Origin of the sequence: Algoriphagus sanaruensis, assembly GCF_001593605.1 — a bacterium.
Taxonomy (GTDB): Bacteria; Bacteroidota; Bacteroidia; order Cytophagales; family Cyclobacteriaceae; genus Algoriphagus; species Algoriphagus sanaruensis.
Genome location: NZ_CP012836.1, coordinates 699,626 through 724,412, shown reverse-complemented (window position 1 = coordinate 724,412; position 24,787 = coordinate 699,626). Strand labels below are relative to the sequence as shown.

General features: G+C 42.5%; 22 protein-coding genes. 11 read left to right on the top strand and 11 right to left on the bottom strand.

Features of this window, described 5'->3' with window-relative positions:
* The first annotated feature begins 33 nt into the window (after positions 1-33).
* A complete protein-coding gene (locus tag AO498_RS03190; protein ID WP_067543693.1) occupies positions 34-3,657 on the top strand; it encodes an amidohydrolase family protein in 3,624 nt (1,207 codons plus the stop codon).
* A gap of 53 nt (positions 3,658-3,710) precedes the next feature.
* Here AO498_RS03190 and AO498_RS03185 read toward each other — a convergent pair whose 3' ends face one another.
* Together AO498_RS03185 and AO498_RS03180 are read right to left on the bottom strand one after the other, a co-directional pair.
* A complete protein-coding gene (locus AO498_RS03185; protein WP_067543691.1) occupies positions 3,711-4,175 on the bottom strand; it encodes a TspO/MBR family protein in 465 nt (154 codons plus the stop codon).
* 5 nt (positions 4,176-4,180) lie between these two features.
* Positions 4,181-4,483, bottom strand: coding sequence for a DUF4286 family protein (locus tag AO498_RS03180; protein WP_067550213.1), 303 nt, complete (start codon positions 4,481-4,483; stop codon positions 4,181-4,183).
* 93 nt (positions 4,484-4,576) lie between these two features.
* On the opposite strand from AO498_RS03180, the gene AO498_RS03175 reads away from it, so the two are divergent.
* The 10 genes from AO498_RS03175 (at position 4,577) to AO498_RS03130 (ending at position 14,553) form a co-directional block, all read left to right on the top strand.
* A complete protein-coding gene (locus AO498_RS03175) occupies positions 4,577-5,245 on the top strand; it encodes a carotenoid biosynthesis protein (RefSeq protein ID WP_067543689.1) in 669 nt (222 codons plus the stop codon).
* Between the two features lie 93 nt (positions 5,246-5,338).
* Complete coding sequence (locus AO498_RS03170; RefSeq protein WP_067543687.1) at positions 5,339-5,785, top strand: sterol desaturase family protein; 447 nt, start codon at positions 5,339-5,341, stop codon at positions 5,783-5,785.
* Positions 5,782-6,678, top strand: a complete 897-nt coding sequence (locus AO498_RS03165; RefSeq protein ID WP_067543683.1) for a MerR family transcriptional regulator — start codon at positions 5,782-5,784, stop codon at positions 6,676-6,678. The genes AO498_RS03170 and AO498_RS03165 overlap by 4 nt, the downstream gene beginning before the upstream one ends.
* Positions 6,679-6,941: 263 nt before the next feature.
* Positions 6,942-7,454 carry an RNA polymerase sigma factor gene (locus tag AO498_RS03160; RefSeq protein WP_067543681.1) on the top strand — a complete coding sequence of 171 codons (513 nt, stop codon included), beginning with the start codon at positions 6,942-6,944 and terminating at the stop codon, positions 7,452-7,454.
* A 4-nt stretch (positions 7,455-7,458) separates the two neighbouring features.
* Entirely contained in the window at positions 7,459-8,943 is a 1,485-nt protein-coding gene (locus AO498_RS03155) for a phytoene desaturase family protein (protein WP_067543679.1), read from the top strand.
* Positions 8,944-8,958: 15 nt separating this feature from the next.
* The gene (locus AO498_RS03150) at positions 8,959-9,801 is read left to right on the top strand and encodes a phytoene/squalene synthase family protein (RefSeq protein WP_067543677.1); all 843 of its coding nucleotides are present in this window, start codon (positions 8,959-8,961) and stop codon (positions 9,799-9,801) included.
* Complete coding sequence (locus AO498_RS03145; RefSeq protein ID WP_067543675.1) at positions 9,801-10,502, top strand: lycopene cyclase domain-containing protein; 702 nt, start codon at positions 9,801-9,803, stop codon at positions 10,500-10,502. Before AO498_RS03150 ends, AO498_RS03145 begins: the two co-directional genes overlap by 1 nt.
* A gap of 13 nt (positions 10,503-10,515) precedes the next feature.
* Positions 10,516-11,361: a 4-hydroxy-3-methylbut-2-enyl diphosphate reductase gene (locus tag AO498_RS03140; RefSeq protein ID WP_067543673.1), complete on the top strand. Its 846-nt coding sequence runs from the start codon at positions 10,516-10,518 to the stop codon at positions 11,359-11,361.
* A 4-nt stretch (positions 11,362-11,365) separates the two neighbouring features.
* A complete protein-coding gene (locus tag AO498_RS03135) occupies positions 11,366-12,079 on the top strand; it encodes a fatty acid desaturase (RefSeq protein WP_067543671.1) in 714 nt (237 codons plus the stop codon).
* 71 nt (positions 12,080-12,150) lie between these two features.
* Entirely contained in the window at positions 12,151-14,553 is a 2,403-nt protein-coding gene (locus AO498_RS03130) for a TonB-dependent receptor (RefSeq protein ID WP_067543669.1), read from the top strand.
* Between the two features lie 31 nt (positions 14,554-14,584).
* On the opposite strand, the gene AO498_RS03125 is transcribed toward AO498_RS03130, so the two are convergent.
* From AO498_RS03125 to AO498_RS03085, 9 genes are all read right to left on the bottom strand, one after another.
* The gene (locus tag AO498_RS03125; RefSeq protein ID WP_067543667.1) at positions 14,585-15,037 is read right to left on the bottom strand and encodes a DUF1905 domain-containing protein; all 453 of its coding nucleotides are present in this window, start codon (positions 15,035-15,037) and stop codon (positions 14,585-14,587) included.
* 49 nt (positions 15,038-15,086) lie between these two features.
* Positions 15,087-15,530 carry an outer membrane insertion C- signal gene (locus AO498_RS03120; protein ID WP_067543664.1) on the bottom strand — a complete coding sequence of 148 codons (444 nt, stop codon included), beginning with the start codon at positions 15,528-15,530 and terminating at the stop codon, positions 15,087-15,089.
* A 68-nt stretch (positions 15,531-15,598) separates the two neighbouring features.
* Complete coding sequence (locus AO498_RS03115; protein WP_067550211.1) at positions 15,599-17,008, bottom strand: pyridoxal phosphate-dependent decarboxylase family protein; 1,410 nt, start codon at positions 17,006-17,008, stop codon at positions 15,599-15,601.
* A 51-nt stretch (positions 17,009-17,059) separates the two neighbouring features.
* The gene (locus AO498_RS03110; RefSeq protein ID WP_067543661.1) at positions 17,060-17,428 is read right to left on the bottom strand and encodes a DMT family protein; all 369 of its coding nucleotides are present in this window, start codon (positions 17,426-17,428) and stop codon (positions 17,060-17,062) included.
* Between the two features lie 51 nt (positions 17,429-17,479).
* Entirely contained in the window at positions 17,480-18,418 is a 939-nt protein-coding gene (locus tag AO498_RS03105; protein ID WP_067543658.1) for a glycosyltransferase, read from the bottom strand.
* A 9-nt stretch (positions 18,419-18,427) separates the two neighbouring features.
* A complete protein-coding gene (locus tag AO498_RS03100) occupies positions 18,428-19,663 on the bottom strand; it encodes an FAD-dependent oxidoreductase (protein ID WP_067543655.1) in 1,236 nt (411 codons plus the stop codon).
* Positions 19,664-19,681: 18 nt separating this feature from the next.
* The gene (gene radA / locus AO498_RS03095) at positions 19,682-21,055 is read right to left on the bottom strand and encodes a DNA repair protein RadA (RefSeq protein ID WP_067543652.1); all 1,374 of its coding nucleotides are present in this window, start codon (positions 21,053-21,055) and stop codon (positions 19,682-19,684) included.
* A gap of 310 nt (positions 21,056-21,365) precedes the next feature.
* The gene (gene polA, locus AO498_RS03090; RefSeq protein ID WP_067543649.1) at positions 21,366-24,185 is read right to left on the bottom strand and encodes a DNA polymerase I; all 2,820 of its coding nucleotides are present in this window, start codon (positions 24,183-24,185) and stop codon (positions 21,366-21,368) included.
* A gap of 111 nt (positions 24,186-24,296) precedes the next feature.
* Positions 24,297-24,740: a hypothetical protein gene (locus AO498_RS03085; RefSeq protein ID WP_067543646.1), complete on the bottom strand. Its 444-nt coding sequence runs from the start codon at positions 24,738-24,740 to the stop codon at positions 24,297-24,299.
* Positions 24,741-24,787: the final 47 nt, after the last annotated feature.

The following is a 24,787-nucleotide window of genomic DNA, read 5'->3' as shown; positions in this document are numbered from 1 at the left end:
TACTAGATTCATTCCCCTAATTCAAAACGGTTTATGAAAAAATTAACCCAACCTTTACTCCTGTTGGCTTTGGGAGCTTCGGTAAGTATGGCGGCTTTGATGCCGAAAACTGCCGAGACGCTCTTTGCCGACTTTGTCACTGCCCCTGTTTTGGCGGATAGTGTCAAAAAAGATTCTTTGAATTACCCCAAGTTCAAAGATCTTCCGCTGAAGCCTGAACGCGAGGTGAAATTCACGACCCAAGAAGGAACTTGGATGAGCGTGGATGTAAGTCCAGATGGCAAGACGATCGCCTTTGACCTCATGGGGGATATTTATACGATGCCCATCGAAGGAGGAAAAGCAACACCACTAACCACTGGAATAGCTTATGAAACTCATCCTCGCTATTCTCCAGATGGGAAAAAAATCTTGTTCACCTCGGATCGGGCTGGGAATGATAACCTTTGGTTTATTGATTTCGAGAAAAAAGACACGGTTCAAGTCACCAAAGATAAAACAGGGGACGTCCCTGGAGCACATTGGACACCAGATGGAGACTACATCGTCGTGTCCAAAGGAAGAAGAATCTCCAAACTTTGGATGTATCATGTCGATGGTGGAGGTGGAATTCAGCTGAATGAAAACCCATCCTCAATGAAAACCATCGACCCATTTGTAAGTCCAGATGGTAAGAAAGTGTATTTCTCCTGGAGAACAGGTTCTTGGAATTACAACGCCTTACTTCCACAATACCAAATCGGGACTTACGACTTTGACAAAGGGAAAATCACCAGCATCACTTCAAGATATGGATCAGCTTTTACACCAACCTTAAGCAAAGACGGCAATTGGATGGTATATGGGTCTAGATGGCAAGAAAAGACAGGACTTGTCCTTCGGAATATGAAGACCGGAGACGAGAATTGGCTAGCCTATCCAGTACAGCGCGATGAGCAAGAATCAATTGCTCCTCAAGGTGTGCTCCCAGCCATGGCATTTACACCAGACAGCAAGTATGTAATCGCATCTTATGGAGGTAAAATTTGGAAGCTCCCAGTTGATGGAAGCGCTGCTTCAGAGATTCCTTTTGAAGCTGAGGTGAGCTTGGCGATGGGACCTCGATTGTATTTCAACTACGAGATTCCAGATACTACACACAAACTGGCTACACAAATCCGAGATGCTGTACCCTCTCCAGATGGAAAGAAACTCGCCTTCACCGCACTCAACAGATTGTATGTGATGGATTATCCAAACGGCACGGCAAAGCGTGTCACCAAACATGATTTCACTGAAGCTATGCCTACTTGGAGCCCTGATGGAACGCAGCTTGCCTTTGTCACTTGGGAAGAAAAAAATGGCGGAAGTCTCTATAAAGCAAGCTTAAGTGGAAATGGTAGCCTTACCAAAATTTCAGCAGAACCAGCACTTTATTCCAGCCCATCCTGGGGACCAAAAAACCGAATTGTGGTTTTTAAAGCCCCGAATCGGGTTCAATTTGAAGCCGAAGGACCATTTGTCAGTGGTTCAGAAGCTGAAATGATTTGGATACCTGCAGCTGGTGGTCCTGCTCGAAAAATTATGGATGCAGGAAATTACGGGAATCCACATTTTACACAGGATACCAGCAGAATATACCTTAACGGCCCAGGTGGAACCTTACTTAGTGTAAAATGGGATGGCACCGACGAAAAACAGTTGGCAAAAATTTCAGGAATTACACCCTTTGGCTCAGTAGCCAGTGATGCAGATCATGCTGGCCATGACCATGAGTTGGCGGACGTCAAATACATCATGGGTAAGCCTTACTCCAATGCTGACGCTGTGAACTATTGCATGCTTCCAGAAGGGGCAAGTGCCCGTGAGCCTCAAATGATGCCTGCCAGTGCAAGCACCATTCTTATGGCTCCTGTAGGAAACAAAGCTCTCGCACAAGTCAACAATAACGTCTATATCGTCACGATTCCAACTGCAGGCAAAGTCCCATCGATCAATGTGGCGGAACCATCAGCAAGCAATTTCCCTTCCCGTCAATTAACAGAAATCGGAGGAGAATGGCCTTTCTGGGAAGCAAATGGCAAGAAAGTTCATTGGTCATTAGGTAATGGGCATTGGGTTTATGATATCGAGCGAGCAGAGTTTATTGAAGACTCAGTTAAATCTGCCAAAAAAGCTAAGCTATTGGCAGATGCAGATAGCATTGCAAGTCTGAAGGCCCAAGGAGAAGCAGCTGTAAAACTTGCGGATTCACTCGCTAAGGCAGATAAAAAACGCATTGACTCCTTATTTAAAGCAGACAAAGCAAAATTCAAGGCAGATAGCCTTTTCAAGGCCCAATTGAAAGAAAGAGAGTCTTACAAGCCGAGCGAACATCAGGTCAAAGTCTATTTCGCAAAGGATACTCCAAAGGGCAGCATTCTTCTTAAAAATGCTCGGGTAGTTACCATGAAAGGCTCTGAGGTAATCGAAAATGGAGATATTCTAATTGAAAATAATCGAATCAAGGCAGTAGGAAAAACAGGAACGCTAGATGCTGGAAATGCTAAGGTGATCGATGCGACTGGAAAGACTATTACTCCTGGATTTATTGATACACACTCCCACATGTGGCCAACTTGGGGCCTTCATAAAAACTCGGTTTGGATTTATGCTGCAAACTTGGCTTATGGAGTTACCACGACTCGTGACCCACAAACTGCAACTACCGATGTGCTGACCTATGCCGATATGGTGGAAGCAGGAATGGTACCAGGCCCTCGCGTCTACTCTACCGGACCAGGTGTTGGCTATTGGATGTATAATCTAAAGTCATTGGAGCAGACCAAAAATGTATTGAAGCAGTACAGCAAATACTACAATACGCAGTACATCAAAATGTACCTAGTCGGCAACAGACAACATCGCCAGTGGGTCATCATGGCTGCCAAGGAGCAAAAATTGATGCCTACCACAGAAGGAGGCCTAGACTATAAGCTCAATATGACGCAGCTTTTTGACGGCTATCCAGGTCATGAACATTCCATCCCGGTATTCCCATTGTACAGCGATGTGACTCAAACTATCGCCCAAAGCAAGATGGCTTACACGCCGACGCTTCTGGTTGCTTATGGTGGACCTTGGGCTGAAAACTATTATTATACGACCGAAAGCCCTCTTCATGACCCGAAGCTTAATCGATTCACCCCATATAATGAGCTGAATGAAAAAGCAAGGAGAAGAGTAGGTGGATTAGGGGGTTGGTTTGCGCCAGAAGATCACGTATTCCAAAAACATGCACAAGGTGTCAACGCTATCGTCAAGCAAGGTGGTCTAGCAGGGGTTGGGTCTCATGGACAGCTCCAAGGGCTAGGCTATCACTGGGAGCTTTGGTCTGTTGCGAGCGGAGGAATGGACAATATGGACGCCCTCAAAGTCGCTACGATTATCGGAGCAGAAGCCTTAGGACTTGATCAAGAATTAGGAAGTATCGAAGCAGGTAAGCTAGCTGACTTGGTGATCATGGATAAAAATCCGTTGGAAAATATCCGCAACACGAATACAATTACCCATGTGGTTAAAGATGGAAGAGTGTACGATGGAAACACTCTGGATGAAATCCTTCCAACTCCACGCAAGCTAGATGCAAGTCAATGGACCAAAGAAGCTCCAAAAGTGACTACATCAGTGAAAGAGTAAAAACACAAGAAACTCAAATTATATAGGCTGATCTCTCTGGAGATCAGCCTTTTTTAATTCAACCACCAAATGGCTGCATTGAGTGCTGTAGCGAAAGAAACCCACAATAAATAGGGAACCATTAAGATTGAGGCCCATTTACTAACCATTTTGAAATGAATGATACATGCCAAAATCATCATCCAAAGTGGAAGAATAATGACCAAGCCCAACAATGGACTTTGAGCACCAAAAAAAGCCGGAGACCAAAGGCCGTTTAGAAATAGCTGAACAAAATACAAGGTCATTAACTTTTTCCGATCGGGATGTTCACTCTTCCAAATCAAAAATGAAGCTATTCCCATCAGGATATAGAGCAAGGTCCATACGGGACCAAACAACCAGTTGGGAGGATTCCAGCTTGGACGATTGATGGTCAGGTACCAGCTCTGGACTGAGGATAGGGTGAAAAAAGCCCCTATTCCTCCCATCAATTGAGGAATGGCAAGGCTGGTTATAAGCTTGACGAATTTAGACATGGCGATTAAACAGTTTCTAAAAGAGAACGGAAAGAAACTGCACGGTCTTGATACCTATCACGCGTTTTGGTACGAAGTGCGGGTGCATGATTTTGTTCATACTCCATCATTTTTTCCATACTCTCAGCGAAAAACTGGATCGAATAATTGATCGAGCCATCTTCTGATTCATGAAGAAGTTTGTAAAACTTATGCTCTACAAACATCCCGGATTGTAAAACTTCTGGGATATGAACTGCTTTCATCCAGGATATAAAATCCTGCTCAATATCTGGAGTTACGTTGATGGTTATATTATAGAGGATCATCTGCTTTTGGTATTTATTTGCTTTTTTTGTTAACAATACTAATGACCGCAAAGTTAGACATCCCAGAATTAAACTTTGCTAATTCCAACCGATATGCACAAAGTAGTCCCTTCCAGAGGGGAACCCAGGATATCCAGATTAGTGATTGGCCAATCCATCATTGTTATTTTACATGCAGTGGGATTAGTTGGGTTAAGCCTTCCAGAGTACCAGGATTGGTTCTTACAGCTCACTCCAGTTCAACTTCTCGTTTCGCTAATTCTAATTCTATTTATTCATCGAGGCTGGAACGACGCATTTCCAATCTTTGCTGCCGCTGCATTTTGGTTAGGATTTGGGGCAGAGTTAATCGGCATCCATACAGGGTATCTTTTTGGGGACTATGTCTACGGCCCCACATTAGGTCCTATGCTTTGGGATGTGCCCATCATTATTGGTGTGAATTGGTTTTTGCTAAGCTACACGACAGGGGTTGTTTTTCGAAAAGTTCCAAATGACGTATATGCAGCCCTACTTGGAGCCTCTGCAATGACTGCAATCGACTACATCATAGAACCCGTAGCGGTCGAATTAAACTTTTGGGCTTGGAAATGGGACCAAATTCCCATGAGCAATTATGCAGGATGGTTTCTAGTTTCATTCCTAATCCACCTCATTTGGCGAAAAGCCAATTTTGAAAAAGAAAATCCGCTCGCGGTTTGGTTATTGATGGCAATGATTTTGTTTTTTACCATTCTCAACTTCACTTTATTTTTGAATTGAACCGATACGCTTGAATAAAATCATTTTTTAAAACAATTTGGACTCAAATGAACTTATCGTTAACAAATCGATTCCAATCTGGTTATTAACAACATGATTTCGGCTTTAGGATACATATTGCTAGGGTTTGCTCTGATGGAGTTTTCGGGTTGGTTTATACATAAATATCTGATGCATGGTCCGCTTTGGATGATACATAAAACCCATCATCAGCCTTCCTCTTCTTTCTTTGAACTCAATGATCTGTTTTCACTCCTATTTGGAGGTATAGCGGTAGTACTCATTCTGGTTGGGGTTGAAGAATTAGATTACCGTTTCTGGACCGGAATTGGAATCAGTCTTTATGGTATGCTTTATTTTGTATTGCATGATGTGTTGGTCCACCGTCGTTTGAAATGGTTTGACCGACCCAAAAACCCGTTCCTCAAAGGAATTTTCAAAGCCCATCAGGCCCATCACCGGACAAATAAAAAGGATGATGCAGTATCTTTTGGTTTGTTCGTAGTACCCAAGGAGTTCTTTAAACACGAAGAAAAGTGAGTACCTATTCTATAAAAGACCTGGAACAACTTTCCGGAATAAAAGCACACACGTTGCGAATCTGGGAACAACGCTACAGTCTTCTCAATCCCAAGCGGACGGATACCAACATTAGGTATTACGACGATGAGGATCTAAAGCTGATTCTAAATGTTGCCCTGCTGAACGACAATGGATTTAAAATCAGCAAAATCGCCTCCATGCGAATGGAGGAGATTCGAGAAGAAGTCGTTAAGCTTACCGATCGCTCCCTCACCCACGACGACCAAATCCATGCCTTAACCATTTCTATGATTGAAATGGATGAGGAGCGTTTTGACAAAGTTCTAAGCGGGAATATCCAAAAATTGGGCTTTGAGCAAACCATGCTCAATATTATCTATCCGTTCATGTCCAAAATCGGAGTACTTTGGCAAACCGGAGCAATCAATCCAGCCCAAGAACATTTTATTTCGAATCTTGTCCGTCAAAAACTCATTGTTGCGATAGACAAACAAACCTCTCAAGAAGGCGGAAAGAAATTTTTGCTCTTCCTTCCCGAAGGTGAGCTTCATGAAATCTCCATCCTCTTTGCCAGCTATTTGATCAAATCTAAAGGACATCGAGTCATTTATTTAGGACAAAGTACCCCCAATGATGACCTTTTGGCTGTATACAAAATTCATGAACCGGAATACTTGGTCACGATAATCACCACTTCTCCGGCCTCTGAGTATGTTCAAGATTACATCAATGCTTTAAGTGAACGCTTCTCCAAATCAAAAATCATTGTTAGCGGATACCAAGTAATTGGCCAAGATATCAAGCTCCCCTCGAATGTCTTTCAAATGAATTATATCCGAGACATTAAACAATTCTTAGAGGAGATAGTATTGATTCCACAAGAGAAATAAAGTTGAATCACCACCCCTATAAAGGCGCTATTATTTAGCGCCTTTTTTATTTCCTCCAAATAAACTGATGAGTCAGAAGCAATTAATTCCCGATTCTAGTTTAAAACCAGATCAAGAATGCTAGAAATACATGTCTAGACAGCAAATAAGATCGATTTTTATCCGCTTATCCATTTTTGTTTAATTTGATTTAAAAAAAATTCAACAAAATATTTGCGCGTTGTTTAATCATTACTAGATTTGGTTAAACAAAAATACAGGCCATGACGACTCTAGAATTTAGCTACTCTCTCAACAAGCTTTCCAGCTCATTGAAGCCTTTTGCCATGAAATTGACTCGTGATGTGGATGATGCAAATGATTTGCTCCAAGACACCATGGTCAAGGCATTTACTAACCGAGACAAATTCACGGAAGGGACCAACTTGAAGGCCTGGTTGTACACGATCATGAAAAACACCTTCATCACCAACTACCAAAAAATGGTGAGAAGAGGAACCTTCGTAGACACCACAGATAATCTACATTATATTAACTCAAGCGATAGCTTGATCGAAAATGATGCTTATGGCAGTTTTGCCATGGATGATATCCAAGAAGCAATCGATAAATTGGAAGACGTATACAAGACCCCTTTCATGATGCATTTCAGAGGTTTCAAATACCATGAAATTGCTGATCGTCTCCAAATCCCAATAGGAACTGTAAAAAATAGAATCCATATTGCTCGAAAGCTTTTAAAAGAAGATCTATTCGTCTACAGACATAAAAACTAATCTGATGTCAAAAAAACAGATAGTAGTCATAGGGTCTGGATTTGCCGGACTTTCAGCGGCTACCCATCTGGCACATCATACTGATTCCTCTATTACGATTTTAGAAAAAAATGAATCCCCCGGTGGCAGAGCTAGGAAGTTCGAACATCAGGGGTTTGTTTTTGATATGGGACCAAGTTGGTATTGGATGCCGGATGTTTTCGAAAACTATTTTGGACACTTTGGTAAGAAACCCGCGGATTACTACGACTTAGTCCGACTGGATCCCTCGTATGCTGTGATCTACGGAGAGCAGGATGTATTAGACATTCCGGCTGATTTGACTGAATTCAAATCCATGCTGGACCAAATCGAACCCGGAGCAGGGGAAAATTTGGATAAGTTTTTGGCGCAAGCAAAATACAAATACGAAGTGGGCATTCACGATTTGGTAAAGAAGCCTAGTCGTTCACTTTTAGAATTTGCATCCCCGAAATTATTGGTGGACATGATCCGAATGGATATTTTCCAATCCATGTCCAAGCACGTGCGCAAGTACTTTTCTCATGACAAAATCATCCGACTTATGGAGTTTCCGGTTTTGTTTTTGGGAGAAACTGCCGAGAATATTCCCGCACTCTACAGCTTGATGAACTATGCCGATATCGCTTTGGGAACTTGGTATCCAAAAAAGGGGATGCACGAAATCATCCAAGGAATGGTATCTCTTGCCGAAGAAAAAGGGGTCAAAATCCGATACAACGCAGAAGTAAAACATATCGATGTAAAAAATGGTACCGCCAAGCGCCTCCATTTGACTACTGGGGAAGTAATCGAAGCAGACATTATTATCGCTGGTGCAGACTATCACCATGTAGACCGAAAACTTCTTTCCCGTGAATACAGCAACTATTCAGAGGATTACTGGGATAAGCGCGTGATGGCACCTTCTAGTTTATTATTTTATCTGGGAGTCAACAAGCGATTAAAAAATCTTCGTCACCACAACTTATTCTTCGACGAGCCACTTGGCCCACATGCGGATGCCATTTACACGAATCCGCGATGGCCCGAAAAACCCCTCTTTTATGCCTCTGTTCCATCTATTACAGATGCTACTGTGGCTCCAGAGGGTATGGAAAATCTATTTCTCCTCATCCCTCTTGCTCCAGACTTGGAAGATTCAGAAGAAATGAGGGAAAAATATTACCATATCATCATGGATCGACTGGAAAAAATTACGGGACAAGAAATTCGCTCCCACGTGATTTATAAGCGATCCTATTCACATAGTGACTTCAAGGCGGACTACCATGCCTTTAAAGGAAATGCCTACGGATTAGCAAATACCTTATTCCAAACCGCTATATTGAAGCCTAGCCTTAAAAACAAAAAGGTCAAAAATCTGTATTATACAGGTCAGTTGACGGTGCCGGGTCCTGGTGTACCTCCTTCTTTGATTTCAGGAGGAGTTGTCGCTAAGGAAGTAATTCAAGAATACAAATTGTAATCTAAAGCGAACTCCATGAATGCTGTTGAACTTTTTGACCAAACTACACTTGAGTGCAGTAAGCTGATCACTCAGCGATACAGCACCAGCTTTACGTTGGGAATCAAAACTCTCGATAAGAAATTTCACCTTCCGATCTATGCTATCTATGGCTTTGTCCGCTATGCGGATGAAATCGTAGATACCTTCCACAACCAAGACAAAAAGGCATTGCTAGATCGCTTCAAAAAGGACACTTATGAAGCTATCGAAACTGGCATTTCTCTAAATCCTGTACTTCATGCGTTCCAATTGATGGTCAATAAATACCATATTGATCAGGACTTGATTGAAGCCTTTCTTCACAGTATGGAAATGGATTTGGACTTCAAAACCTACAATGATTCCAAATACCATGAATACATCTATGGATCGGCTGAAGTAGTGGGATTGATGTGCTTGAAGGTCTTTTGTGAAGGGAATCAAGACATGTACGAGCGTCTCAGAGAGCCAGCTTGTAAACTTGGAGCTGCTTTCCAAAAAGTGAACTTCCTCAGAGATATCAAAAGCGATTTTGAGGAACGAGGAAGGGTTTATTTTCCAGGTGTAGACTTCAATCAGTTTGATAAGTCAGCCAAATCACTCATCGAAGAAGATATTCAAAAAGATTTTGATGACTCACTCATTGGAATCGAACAACTTCCTGCTGGAGCAAAACTTGGTGTTCGAGTAGCGTACTTGTACTACCAAAAATTGTTTGACAAAATCAAAGGTCTTCCGGCTGAGGTGATCACTCAACAACGAATTCGAATCCCAAACTCCCAAAAACTCTCCCTTTTGGTAGGCACTTATTTTGAAACTAAGCTAGGGATCCTTTGATGGAAAAGTACCTCTACTTCGGTGTCCTTTTATTTGCTTTATCCTATCCGCTGGCTCAATCTTTTGAGCATCGGATTCGCTATGCCAGTAAATGGGGAAAACTTTTCCCTGGGATGCTCGGAACAGCACTTTTCTTCATCGTTTGGGATATTTGGTTCACCAAAATCGGTGTATGGGAGTTTAACCCCACCTATATCGTCGGTTTATTTATTGGGAATTTGCCAATCGAAGAGATCCTGTTTTTCTTCATTATCCCGTTCGCCTGCGTCTTTATCTATGAAGTATTAATTTATTTTTTCCCGAAGGATTATTTCCAAAAAGCTGGAAAGCCAGTGGTGTGGATTATGGTGCCCGCTTTATTGGTATTAGGCATTATTCATCTGGACAAATGGTACACTTCAGTTAATTTCTTGATTGGAGCGGCTACTCTTCTTACTCATTACCTGATATTCAAAGACCGATATTTAGGCCGATTTATATTCGCATACTTGGTTCATTTGATTCCCTTGATGCTATGCAATGGGATTTTAACCGGAGGAATGACCGAAGAACCTGTAGTAATCTATAACGATGCTGAAAATCTAGGTATTCGAATTTGGACAGTTCCAATTGAAGATACCATTTATTCCATGACGCTTTTTTTGATGAATATCAGCATATTTGAATACCTGAGAAGCTCAAAAACAATTCAGTTAACTTGAAGTTTATATCTCAATGAAAAATCTCCAAGTACATATTGACGATCATTCAGGCTTTTGCTTTGGGGTGGTGTATGCCATCGAAATGGCTGAAGAGATTCTCGACGAACAAGGCTATCTCTATTGTCTTGGGGATATAGTTCACAATGATGAGGAAGTGAACCGACTGACTCGAAAAGGCCTACGAATCATTAATCATGAAGATTTACAAAATCTAAATGATGAAAAAGTCTTGATCCGTGCTCATGGTGAACCTCCATCTACTTATGAATTGGCGATTAGAAATAACCTTACACTAATCGATGCGAGCTGTCCTGTGGTGCTCAAGCTTCAAAACCGAATTAAGAATTCCTTTGATAAGGACGAAAATATTTACATCTACGGCAAACACGGCCACGCTGAGGTGATCGGCCTTTTGGGACAGACGAATAACAAAGCTGTAGTTTTTCAGGATATTTCTGAATTGAATCTGGAAGCATTACCTAAAAACCTCACGCTTTATAGTCAGACGACCAAGAGCACCGATAAATTTTACGAGATCAACTCCATTTTGAGTGATAATGGGATTACGGTCAATACCAATGATACCATTTGTCGCCAAGTATCAAATCGAGATAAAGAGTTGAGAGATTTTGCAGAAAAATTTGACAAAATCGTCTTTGTAAGCGGTACCAAATCTTCTAATGGAAAGGTTCTGTATAATGTGTGCAAAGAAAAAAACCCGAACACCTTTTTCGTTTCCAACCCCGATCAAATCGAAGAAGGTTGGTTTGGATCAAATGAAACGGTAGGAATTTGCGGAGCTACCTCCACACCTATGTGGCTGATGGAACAGGTAAGAGAGCGCATTTTGACCTTTTAATACTATGTCTTCAGGACGTAATCCCAATTCACTAGACCCCAAAGGCCTTGTTATTGCTTGGTCGATTATTGTGGTCTGGGCGGTTTTATTGGGGATTCTATTGCAGTGGGATTTCTCATGGAGCAATCCATTGACCTATTTGGCCATCCTGATACAAATGCATCTATACACAGGATTATTCATTACTGCACATGATGCCATGCATGGGGTGGTCGCTTCAAATAAAAAAATCAACCACTTTACCGGCTGGGTAGCAGCAATTTTATTTTCCTACAATTTCTACTGGAAACTTTTCCCAAAGCACCACGAACACCACCGATTTGTGGCCACGGATCAAGATCCTGACTACCATTCTTCCGGGAAATTCTTTCCTTGGTATCTCAGCTTTATCCGCCAATACGTAACGATTTGGCAAATCCTTTTAATGGCGGTGACCTATAATTTGCTAAAGCTTTGGCTCCCCATGGAAAATTTGATCGTATTCTGGATGGTTCCTGCGATACTTTCCACCTTACAACTTTTTTACTTCGGTACCTACTTGCCTCATAAAGGAGAGGGCGATAATATTCATCATTCTCAATCTCAATCAAAAAATCACCTTTGGGCTTTTCTGTCTTGCTATTTCTTCGGATATCACTTCGAACACCACGATTCTCCGGGCACTCCTTGGTGGAGACTTTGGAGAGTAAAAGAGCAACAAACGGGTCAATTTGATTGATAAAAGTCAATTTTTAGTAAAAATCAAACTTTTGAGGTCAGGATTGATTTAGTATAGAAAAACCTCAATCGATGCGATTATCAATTCTTTTTACTGCCTTTTTATTCTTTGCCTTTCAGGCATTTCCTCAAGGAATAATCCGAGGAAAAATAACCAATCCAGTCAATAATGAGCCGGTAGCATTTGCCAATATATTGATCCTGAACACCGAATTAGGGGCCATTTCAGATGAAAATGGGTTCTATGAAATTCAAAATATTCCTCCCGGTCTCTACAACGTCCGAGCAAGCTTTGTCGGATACAAAACCTCCACGGTTTATGAAATCCAAGTGACCTTGGCTAGACCCGTTCAACTCGATTTCAGCCTTTCCGAGGATGCTTCTGAGCTGAATGAAGTCGTGGTAAGTAGTGAGTTTACTCGGTCAGAAGAAACGCCACTGTCAGTTCGGAAACTGAATACCAATGAAATCGAGCGTTATCCTGGAGGAAACAGGGATATTTCGCGGGTGATTCAGGCCTTACCTGGGGTGGCAAGCACTCCAAGCTTTCGGAACGATATTTTGATCCGGGGCGGAGCACCAAATGAAAACCGCTTTTTTATCGATGAGATCGAAGTCCCAGTCATTAATCACTTTGCAACCCAGGGATCTTCTGGCGGCCCAGTAGGTATTTTGAATGTCAACTTGATTAAAAGCGTGGATCTTATCGCTGGAGGATTCCCCGCAAACCGAATGAATGGATTGAGTTCCTTTTTTGAAATCCAACTCAAGGAGGGACGAAGAGACAAAATGTTTACGCAGTTGACGGTTGGGGCTTCTGAATTGACGCTTTCAAACGAAGGTCCACTCTCCCCAAAAACCACTTACCTACTCTCCGTTAGAAGGTCATACCTACAAGGGCTGTTCCGACTTCTTGGCCTCCCATTCTTGCCGACCTTCAATGATTTTCAGTTCAAAACCACTACAAAAATCAATGCAAAAACGGAGCTGACCTTTCTGGGAATCGGTGCTATTGACCAGTTTGCGCTGAATTTTGACATCCCAGAGAATGAAACTCAAGAAGAGCAAGAAGACCGAGAATATCTTCTAGGCGTATTGCCCATCCAATCCCAATGGAACTATGCCACTGGCGCAAAACTCAAGCGTTTTCGAGAAAATGGTTATTGGACGTTTGTATTGAGCAGAAACATGCTCAATAATGAATCCTACAAGTATGCAGGAAATGACGAAAGCAACGATGCAAATCTCTTATTCAATTACAAATCCCAAGAATCGGAGAATAAATTCAGAGCTGAAAACAGCGTTTTTGGTAAAGGATATACCCTCAAATATGGCGTCAATTACGAGTATTCGAGGTATTTGATAGACAATTTCGACCGGGCAACTTTGTCAAACACAGGAGGTATAATTGACATTTCCTCCATCTCCAATTATCAGACCTATGGCGCATTCTTTTCAGGAAGCAGAAATTTAAACGGAGATCGATTATTACTGACAGGAGGTATTCGACTGGATGGATCTGATTTTGGAAAAACAGCATCCAACCCGCTCAATCAAATCAGTCCTAGATTTTCTGTTTCCTATCAGCTTCGCCCAAATCTGTATGCAACAGCCAATGCTGGAATCTACTATCAGCGTCCATCTTACACCATTTTAGGTTTTCAGAATAACGAAGGAGCTTTTGTCAATCAAGACAATGATGTACGATTTATCCGGAATACACAGTTGATCGGGGGTATTGAACTTCTAGTTCCTGAAAAATCCCGAAGGTTTACAGCAGAACTTTTCTATAAGAAATACAGCAATTATCCTTCTTCCATCCGCAATGGAATTTCCTTGGCAAATTTAGGAGCGGATTTTGGGGTCATTGGAAATGAACCTGTCTTATCAAATTCAGAAGGAAGGGCTTATGGCATTGAATTCTTAGCTCAGCAGCGATTGTTTAAAAACTTCTATGGAATTGCTTCTCTGACCTTGGTTCGGAGTGAATTTACCAATCCCAATACCAATGGATTTATTCCTTCTGCTTGGGACAATCGCTTCATAGTCAGTTTGACAGCTGGAAAGCGATTTGGGAACAACTGGGAAATCGGGGGTAGATGGAGGTTTTTGGGAGGTACTCCGTTTACGCCCTTTGACTTCGCCGCATCATCTCTAATTCAAAACTGGGATTTGCGTAATTCTCCCATTCAGGATTTCAACCAAATCAACGGCGTTCGCCTGGCCAGCTTTCATCAACTCGATATCCGAGTGGACAAGAAATACTACTTCGAAAAATGGAATCTCAATTGGTATTTCGACATTCAAAACGCCTATAATTTCCAAGCAGAACAAGCCCCTTTACTGATCCCTTCCCGGGATTCGAATGGATCTATTCGTGTGGATCCAAGCGATCCAAGTCGATATGTTCTTCGTGAGGTGGCCAACCCAGCAGGTACACTTTTACCGACTGTTGGAATCATTATAGAATTTTAATCCACGAAATGAGGGAAACGAAGACTACCTATCACCCCAAAAAATCTAAAAGCCGGACAATTCGTTCGGCTTTTTGGTCTTCTGTAGCCGAAGAATAAATCAATTCAAGCCATTTCTTTCGATCTCCTAGCTCTAACTTCAAGAACAAGTCTAATTTCCCGGGATCATCCAGTAGGCAATCTTTCAATTCCTCAGGAAGGTCATTGGGAACTTCATCCCGATAGAGGACAAGCTGTACACGTTGTCCTTCTTCTTTCTCGATCTTTTTTCGAATATCCTTTGAAACCGGAAGGAACAAACAACCATCACCAATTGGCATCAAGGTCTTTTGATCAAACTCCATGGAATCGATCTTTCCTGACACTTTGAGCATCCCGAAATAATTTCGGTTTCCTAATTGGGAAATGGGAAGGCGAACGAAAGTCCATCCTCCCTTACCAGAAAATCGCTCAAGAAAAAACTCACCTTCGATCAGTAATTGCATAAAAAAAGCCGTCTGTTGTGACGGCTTAAATGTATTGAAATCTAATTATTTACGGTAGTCTCCAGCGAACATTCAAACCGAATCCTGCACGAAACTCAGTAACTTCCACTAAGAATAAGTAAGGACGAAAGTCCAATCCAATAGTAATTGGCACTTCAGAAAAAGCATATTCAGCACCCACTTCACCAGCGGCTCCAAATCGGAAGTTATCCGCCAAATATACAGAAGGTCCAAAGCCGGCATACCATTGCAAATCCGTGTCAGGAATGTCCTCATAAATCGGATTCCACAAGGCATCAATGCCCAACCCATTTCCCCCAAAACTCACATCGGCATGGATACGGCTAAAATCACCCGTAGCGAAAATCCCGTCAATAGCGACATTATTACCATAAAAGTCGCCAAATCGAAGACCGATTTCTTGTGCTTGGGATTCGAAGGTAGTTAGGAAAGCAAGGCCCAAAACAAGGGCGAATAGTTTGATCGTTTTCATAAAGGTGTTAAAAGTTTGAGGTGAGAAAAGCGAAAATTAAGCCAATTCAAACTGAAAAGACGTTTTTATCAAAATGAATGAATCTCTTTCCCGATTCGAACCACTTCCCGAACTAAAATATCCATATCCTCCATTCGAGTTCGTTGATTCACATTGGCAATACGAAGGGTGTATTTTCCATTCAGAATCGTGGAACTTGGAGATGCAATTCCTTCTTCCTGAAGACGAAGGAGAATTTCACGGTTTAATTCTTTCAGTTGGGATTCATCCAGATCAGGCTTGATCATCCGGAAACAAGTAATGCTCATCGAAACTGGAGCCATCAATTCTAAATCAGGATGGCCCTCCACCAAACTTGCCAAATAGGCTGCCTGCTGGTTATTTTGAGCAATCATGTTCGCATATTTTTCTCGTCCATGCTCTTTCAATGACATCCATATTTTCAAGGCTTTGAATCCTCGGGACAGCTCAAACCCATAATTATTGATCGAGTCCAATCCTCCAGAAAGCCCGCGCGACTCCTGAAGTAGGTAATTGGGGGTAATTGCAAACGCCTCTCGGTGCTTATCAGCATCCCGAATCAGCGTACAGCCTACTTCATAGGGAACGTAAAGCCACTTGTGAAGATCAAAGGCTAAGGAATCGGCAGATTCGATTGCCTTCAATCGAGAGGAATATGCTGGATCAAGTTTGGCTAAGGCGCCATAAGCTCCGTCTATGTGAAACCAAAGGCCGTATTTTTTGGAAATCGCCAACAACTCCTCCAAGGGATCAATGGCTCCAGTGTTTACCGTTCCTGAAGTGCCCACCACACAAAATGGTAAAAGCCCTTGATTCAAATCATCCTGAATTTGAGATTCCAACTCGAGAACATCCATTTGAAATTGATCGTCAACCCCAATTTTACGAACGGCCTCCGAACCAAGACCGATAATTTCAGCAGCTTTTTGGATGCAGGAATGAGTCTCTACTGAGCAATACAACACCAATTGAGCGGAAGCCGCTTTTAATCCTCGTTGTCTGATTTTTTCTTCTCCGAAGGAATTTCGTGCTACTGTTAATGCGGTAATATTGGCCATCGAACCCCCACTTACCAATATCCCAGAAGCCTCAGCAGGAAAATTCATGAGTTGCTTACACCAATTGACGACCTGCCGGTCTACATACATGGCCGAATGCTCTCCGATGGTGGTATTTGGATTCATCCCAGACGCCAACAAATCAGCCAAGACCCCCATAGGCGTCCCTGTTCCTTGGATCCAAGCAAAAAACCGAGGATGAACATTCCCTTTATTGTATGGGAAGACATAATTCTTAAAATCGGCATAAACCTCTTCCGCAGGCTGAGCATTTTCAGGAATCGGTAAATTCAGAAAATCCTTGACCTCCTCAGGAATCGGTCTCCAGATTTTTTGTTCTCGAATGGATTGCCAATAATCAAACAGATCATCGATCATCTGATGACCAAGCGCTCTCATTTGATCCCAATTTTCAGGGTCAAGAGTTAAATCTTGAGGCTTATTCACGGCTTATTTTTTAAAGATGAAATAGACTGCCAAAATAAGAAAAACCGCCCCGATCAGGTGGTTTAGCTTCAAGGTTTCGGTCTTAAAGGCAATCAATGAAAAAATCATAAATACAATCAGCGTAATTACCTCTTGGAGCACTTTGAGTTGAACCAACGAAAAAGGGCCTCCATTCCCAGAAAAGCCTATTTTGTTGGCGGGGACTTGAAAACAATATTCAAAAAGGGCGATCCCCCAACTGATCAAGATAATCGAAACCAGTCCAAGCTTATTGAACCATTTCCACTCGGCAAATTTTAAATGACCATACCATGCCAAGGTCATGAACGTGTTGGATAGAACCAAGAGTCCAATGGTGAGAAGAGCTTTCATTTCTAGCAGTTTTTTGACAAAACTAGAATTGAAATCGGATCGATGAATGGATTAGGAATTAAGGCCTGTATCTTTTCTCACTTTTCGGATCAGATTTCCTTTTTTTCCCCAAGCACTTCTATTTCGAAGTGCATTGGGATGGATTCCCAGGCGATTCAAAATCCAATCCACCGGAAGACCCAAAACCCGTTTGATCAGGATTTTGGGATTAAAAAATAATTGCAGTTGAAGTTCACTATGTGCAAAAATCGCCGCCTTCTCCAATAATCGACTTTTTAACTCAGGATCATTTAACCTAGAAGCGAAGTAGGCATGTTCGTGGCTGAATTTAATGAGGTAGGAGTTTTTCCGCTCGCCGCTTAAAATGACCATAACCCCAACTCGCTGGGGAAAATGAAATTGGACTTTTGAACGACTTGCTCTGTAAATCCATTCTTGAGAAGGAGTGATGTAAAGTTCATGCTCTAATTTCCAAGGTCCAAGTTTTTGGATCACCTCACGTTTGAAAAACCAGGTGGAAGCGACACTAAACACATTGGTAGAGTATCGGCCATCCGGATGCACGCTGCATAGCTGAACCTGAAAGTTCCCATTTTCAAAATCTTCTTTTTTACTGGACATTACTTTTATACCCGGCACAATGATAAAATCAGCTTTTGATTTTTGAATTTCAGCTAAGGATTTGCCGAGATGATCTGACAAAAACAAATCATCCTGATTTAGGAAACATACGAATTCACCCTTTGCTTTTTGCAAGCCAAAATTATTCGGAGTTGCCTGTTGTCCACTGTTCTGTTCAAGGTTGAAAAAATGGATTCTTGGGTCCCCAAAGCTTGCGACCACCTCTTCGGTCTCATCCGTACAGCCATCCCCAACCACGATTAGTTCCCAGTTTTGATAATCCTGACGAATGACAGAGGGAATGGAATGAACCAAGAAATGACTCCCTTTATAAGTCGCTGTGATGATGGAGATGAGCGGTTGATCCATAGTCTTTTGTCAAACTTTTCCTTCGATTCGATCCGCCATCTTCATCGCCAAATAGGGAATAATGGTGTATTTGCCGGTATCTACTGAATGGTAATTTCCAAATGATCGGATTCCTACTTCAAATCGTTCGTGGAGTCGACTTTCATTTTTATCTACATCGATATTTCCCAAGGCCAAAATATCACCTCCTACAGGATCAACCGATTCAGGGTCAAACTTCAACTTATCCAAAGCTGGAACTCGTTTTTTCAGTTCTTCAAAACTGCCTTGGAATACTTCCATTCTTTCCTCTGGAGAATACATAGAGTCCCAATCTGGGGGTCGATACGCTTCCGACCAACCTGTACGTCCAATGGGATACCAAGACATAAAGGCCCCTCGATCGCCGAAATTCACGGTATCCCCAAATGGTCCCAAAACCATCGTGGTGGAAGGAAGGTCTTGTCTCTTCAAAGGAACCAAAATTTTATTGCCAAACTTGTAGCGATGTGACCAGGTGCCCACCGGCTCTATTCCCATAGTTCGATCAATTTCCAAGAGTCCGTTCCAGGTGGAATTGATGACATCTGTGTAATCCTCCGTCAGTTTTGTGTCCCCTTGAACCGCATGTACTCGAAGATAGCTCCCAACCTTTGACACGGATTCTACCTTGGTGGACGCAATAAGGTTAATATTTGGATTTAGGGCTAAAGCTTCTGTGAGTTTTTCGGCGATATACCTTGGATCGACAGCGTATTCGGTTGTTTCAAAAATGTCTTCGATGTACTCAGGATTGCCAATTTCTTCAATTTTAGACTTGGGCAAAAGGGTCGCCTGAAGTGAATCGAACAAGCCCAAGTACTTCATTTTTCCTCCTCCTGAAAGCTGATCAAAGACCTCACAACAGCGCTGATAATGAACATTGAGCGCTTGTGCAGTGAGCAATGATCCCTTGTGCACCAGGTAATAAAAAGGAGTGGAAATCATTTCCTCAGGTTTTATCTCAACCCATCGTTTGAGATATTCTGTGAAGTGGACGGCTCCAACCAACATTTGGTATGCGGTATGAAAGCTTTTATCCATGGCATAAATAAAGCCCACATGAACTTTCCCTTCATTGGCATAGCTTGCCTTTCGCAAAGGAAGATGATGCTCTTCGTATAGATCAACGTTGTATCCTCTTTGGGCTAATTCGAGGGCAGTACATACTCCCATTCCACCAGCACCTAGGATGGCAATTTTTTTAGGCTTCAAGCTTACCAACATGATTAATTAAAAAACATTTTAAAAGATCAATTGATACATCTCCTCCAGCTTACTCACCTGCAGGATTTGTATTTTAAATTTGTTTAGGTCCAAGCCTTTCACGGCATATTTAGAGACTACAATTTTTTTGAAGCCAAGTTTTTCCGCTTCAGCAATTCGGTTTTCGATTCGAGAGACCGCGCGGATTTCACCTCCCAGCCCCACTTCTCCTGCAAAACAAATCTGCTCAGATACCGGAGTATCCTCATAACTGGAAATCAAAGACGCACAAACAGCTAAATCCAGTCCCGGGTCATCTACACGAAGTCCTCCAGCAACATTCAAAAACACATCTTGCTGACCCAACCGCATCCCTCCACGCTTTTCCAACACCGCCAAAAGCATATTCAATCGCTTGGCATCATGGCCGGTGCTACTTCGCTGAGGAGTACCATAAGTAGCCGGACTGACTAAAGATTGGATTTCGATTAAAAGCGGTCGATTTCCTTCCATCATGGCACCAATAGCTACGCCGTTTAGGACCTCTTCCCGCTGGGTCAAGAGAATTTCGGATGGATTAGCTACTGATCTCAGCCCTTCTGCCCGCATCTCATATATGCCGAGTTCATGTGTAGAGCCGAAACGGTTTTTGGAAGTACGGAGAATCCGATAAGTCAAATGTCGGTCTCCTTCAAACTGTAAGACCGTATCCACCATATGTTCCAAAACTTTGGGGCCAGCGATGGAACCGTCCTTGGTAATATGGCCAATAAGGAAAACTGGCGTGCCAGTCTCCTTGGCAAACTTCATCAACTCGGCAGTACATTCCCGAACTTGAGATACTGATCCTGCGGCAGATTCCACATATTGACTGCTTAGAGTCTGAATGGAATCAATTACCAAAAAATCAGGTTTCAGAATCTCGATTTGCTGAAAAATCTGTTGGGTATTGGTCTCCGACAGGACATAGCAATCTGGGTTTTTGGCAGACATCCGATCTGCTCGCATCTTGATTTGAGCTTCACTTTCCTCCCCTGAGACATAAAGTACTTTTTTCCCTTTCAAGGTCAACGCAATCTGAAGCATCAAGGTAGACTTTCCGATCCCCGGTTCGCCTCCGATCAAAACCAATGATCCCGCAACAATTCCTCCTCCCAGCACTCGATCCAATTCTGGATCTGAAGTGACCCAGCGTGGCTGTTCCTCGTAATTGACTTCGTCAATTTTCTTAGGAGTATTGGACTTTTTTAAACCAGAGCCTTGGGGTTTCCAACTCCCTTTTCCTGTTTCTTCCTTTTGAAGAATTTCCTCTACATAGGTATTCCATTCCCCGCAGGCAGGACATTTACCCAGCCACTTGGGGCTTTGCGCTCCGCAGTTTTGACAGAAAAAGGTGGTTTTTACTTTAGCCATATCGAGGTACGAATTACGATTTTTGATTTACGAGACAAAAACGAGATTGAAAAAAAAACTAAAGAGGAGACCTTTTTCTAAGATTGTGGGGACGGTGTCCCCACTTTTAGAGGCGATTCCCATTTAGAACCGACTCAGATGATCCAGGAAAATAAAATCAAATTTTGATGCTCAGATCTTGGCTTTTCATTCTAAAAAACCACGCCTCAGGGGAAAATTTCTTTCGATTCCCAACCTATCAAACAAGTATACGATAAGCCTGACTCTACTTCGATAGTCTTGCATCTTGTGTCTGATATCTAACTTCTTCCTAGTGCGCCTGCAGCCAATCCGTACCCACTCCCACTTCCACTTCAATTGGAACTGGTAGTTGGATCGCATTGGACATTAATCCTGGAATATTTTTTTTAAGGAGCTCGACCTCGTCTTTATGTGCATCAAATACCAATTCATCGTGTACTTGAAGGATCATTTTGGATTTAAGCTTTTCCTTTTTCATCCATTGGTGCACGTGAATCATCGCTACTTTAATCAGGTCAGCGGCTGAACCCTGCAGTGGCGCATTAATAGCATTTCGTTCTGCAAATCCGCGCATGGTCATATTGCGGCTGTTGATGTCTCGTAGGTAGCGTCTTCGGCCGAGGATTGTTTCAACGTATTCGTCTTTTCTGGCCTTCTCGATCGCTCCATCCATGTATTCTTTCACAGCAGGGAACTCAGAGAAATAGGCATCAATAATTTCCTTTGCCTCCCCTCGAGGAATCGAAAGTCGTTGTGCTAACCCAAAGGCTGAAATTCCATAGATGATCCCGAAATTGGCGGTCTTGGCTTTTCGACGCATATCCGAGGTCACTTCTTCCAACGGCACCTTGAAGATTTTAGCCGCAGTGGTAGCATGGATATCCCGTCCGTTTCGGAAGGCCTCCAACATTGATTCATCTTGAGAAAATGCTGCCATTAGCCGAAGTTCAATCTGAGAATAATCGGCTGAAAGGAGAACGTGATTTTCGTCCCTCGGTACAAAAGCTTTTCGGATCTCCCTGCCTCTCGATGTCCGAATTGGAATGTTTTGCAAGTTGGGATTGATCGAAGAAAGACGGCCTGTTGCCGCCACAAATTGATTATAGGTCGTGTGAATTCGGCCAGTTTTGGCATTGATCATGGTAGGAAGCGCGTCGACATAGGTTGACTTCAACTTCACCATTTGGCGGTAATCCAAAATAGCTTGAGCGATTTCATGTTCGTCAGCCATTTTGCTGAGGATTTCCTCGCCAGTCGCATATTGTCCTGTTTTGGTTTTTTTGGCCTTAGGGTCAAGCTTGAGTTTTTCAAAAAGAACTTCTCCAAGTTGTTTAGGGGAGGCTAGGTTAAATTTCACACCAGCCAGCTCATATACCCGCTTCTCGATTTCCTTACTTTCCTCATCCAAAGCCACTGAAAGTTCAGCCAAGCTCCCGGTATCGATCCGCACACCCTCAAATTCCATATCGGTTAGAACTCGAATCAAGGGATTCTCCACCTCATCAAATAACTTTTTCAAGCCATTTGACTGAATGATCGGATCTAATTTTTCCTTTAATCTCAGGGTAATATCGGCATCTTCGGCGGCATAAGCAGTCACTTCATCCTCGTCGACATCTCGCATATTGCCCTGATTTTTCCCCTTCTTGCCAATTAGTTCGGTAATAGAAACCGGCTTATAGTTCAAGTATTGCTGCGCAAGCCAGTCCATTCCATGCTTTCCTTCGGGCTCGATCAGGTAATGCGCCAACATCGTATCGTACAGCGTACCCTTCACCTCAATCCCATAATTCTTCAAGACGAGCATATCGTACTTTACATTTTGCCCGATCTTGAGAATCGATTCATTTTCAAAAATAGGCCGAAGCACCTCTAAAATTTCCTGGGTCTCTTGAAGATCTGAGGTGACAGGAATGTAGTAGGCCTCGCCGGGTACATAGGCGAACGAAAGCCCAACCAATTCAGCTTTCATGGCATCGAGATCGGTCGTTTCGGTATCAAAGCAGATTTCGTCCTGCAGCTTGAGATAACTGACTAATTCCTCTACTGCTACCTTTCCTTTAATCTTATGATACTGATGGACATTGCCATGGATTGTTTCAAATACCGTAGGCACTGTAGGAAGTTCTTCCTCGATACCCTCTTCCTCAGAAGAAGGGGAGGCGGGGGCAGGAGCGAATAAATCCATCTGAGCAGGAGCTGCAATGGCTGCTTTTTTCCCCGGACTATCTTTAAAAATCCGACTTGCTAAGGTTCTAAACTCTAACTCAGTGAAGATGGCTCGAAGTTTTTCCTCATCAAATCCCTCATAGCGCAGCTCTTCTTCCACAAAATCTACCGGAACGTCAATTTTGATTGTTGCCAATTCTTTGGAAAGAATGCCTTGAGCTGCAAAATTTTCCACATTCTCTTTTTGCTTTCCTTTGAGCTTGTCGACATTGGCTATAAGGCCCTCTACCGTTCCAAATTCCTTGAGGAGCTTGACGGCCGTTTTTTCACCAATACCAGGAATGCCAGGGATATTGTCCACCGCATCACCCATCAAACCCAAAATATCTCGGACTTGGTCGACATGCTCGATATCCCACTTAGCACAGACCTGCTTGGGACCCATCACATCGACTCCATTTCCCATAAATGCAGGTTTATACAAAAAAATATGGTCATCGACGATCTGCCCATAATCCTTATCCGGCGTCATCATGTAGACTGTGTAATGCTCTTTCTCGGCTTTTTTAGCGATGGTACCTATAATATCATCCGCCTCAAATCCATCCATCTCTAATACGGGAATTCGGAAAGCCCGCACAATCTCCTTTACCCAAGGAATCGAAACCATAATATCCTCAGGCTGATCCAAACGATTCGCTTTGTAAGGTTCATACTGAATATGGCGGAAAGTAGGGGCTTTAGTATCAAAAGCTACAGCAATATGACTCGGTTTTTCTTTCTCCAAAACTTCTAAAAGCGTATTGGTAAATCCCAACATGACACCGGTATTGAGTCCTTTGGAATTAATGCGGGGGTTTTTACTGAAAGCAAAATGAGCTCTGTAAATCAGGGCCATTGCATCCAACAAAAAGAGTTTATGGGGTTGTTTTTGAGACATAGCTGTCAAAATAGTCTAGAAGAAAATACTACGGGTAGCCAAGTTAAGAAATAATCCCTTGGTCTAGGATTCGAAAAATGATAAAGAGATACTCCGTGAATTTTGGAAAAATCAAGATTTTTCTTCGATTTCTTTGAGGTAAGATTTCACTTGAAGCGACCTTAAAAAAATCAAAATCAAGGGAATCAGCCAGATCAATTCATTGAATACCAAGTGAAAAATAGTCCGCTTATTCCAGTCCAACTCAGGGATAAATCCAAGGACAAACCAAGTGGCAGTTATCAATTTTCCGGTAATTCCAGCCAAAATCAACCAAACCCAGCTTACAGGATAAAACGCTGAAACAAAAATTACCAACCCAAGAAGAATTCCAAAGCCACCAAAATAAGAATAGGGTAAATCAAATTCTTTGGACGCACCCAAGGACAACCACTGCAATAGTTCCGGACCAATCATCCGGTAAAGTGCAGACCAAGACGCGGTATAGATTCCTGTGAGTAACAACAGTCCTCGATAATGCATAGGAAATTTTGGAAAACCGACGTTTTGATCCATGGGTGGTTTGATTTTATTCGGCTATTTAAACACCTTCAGGCCTCTGA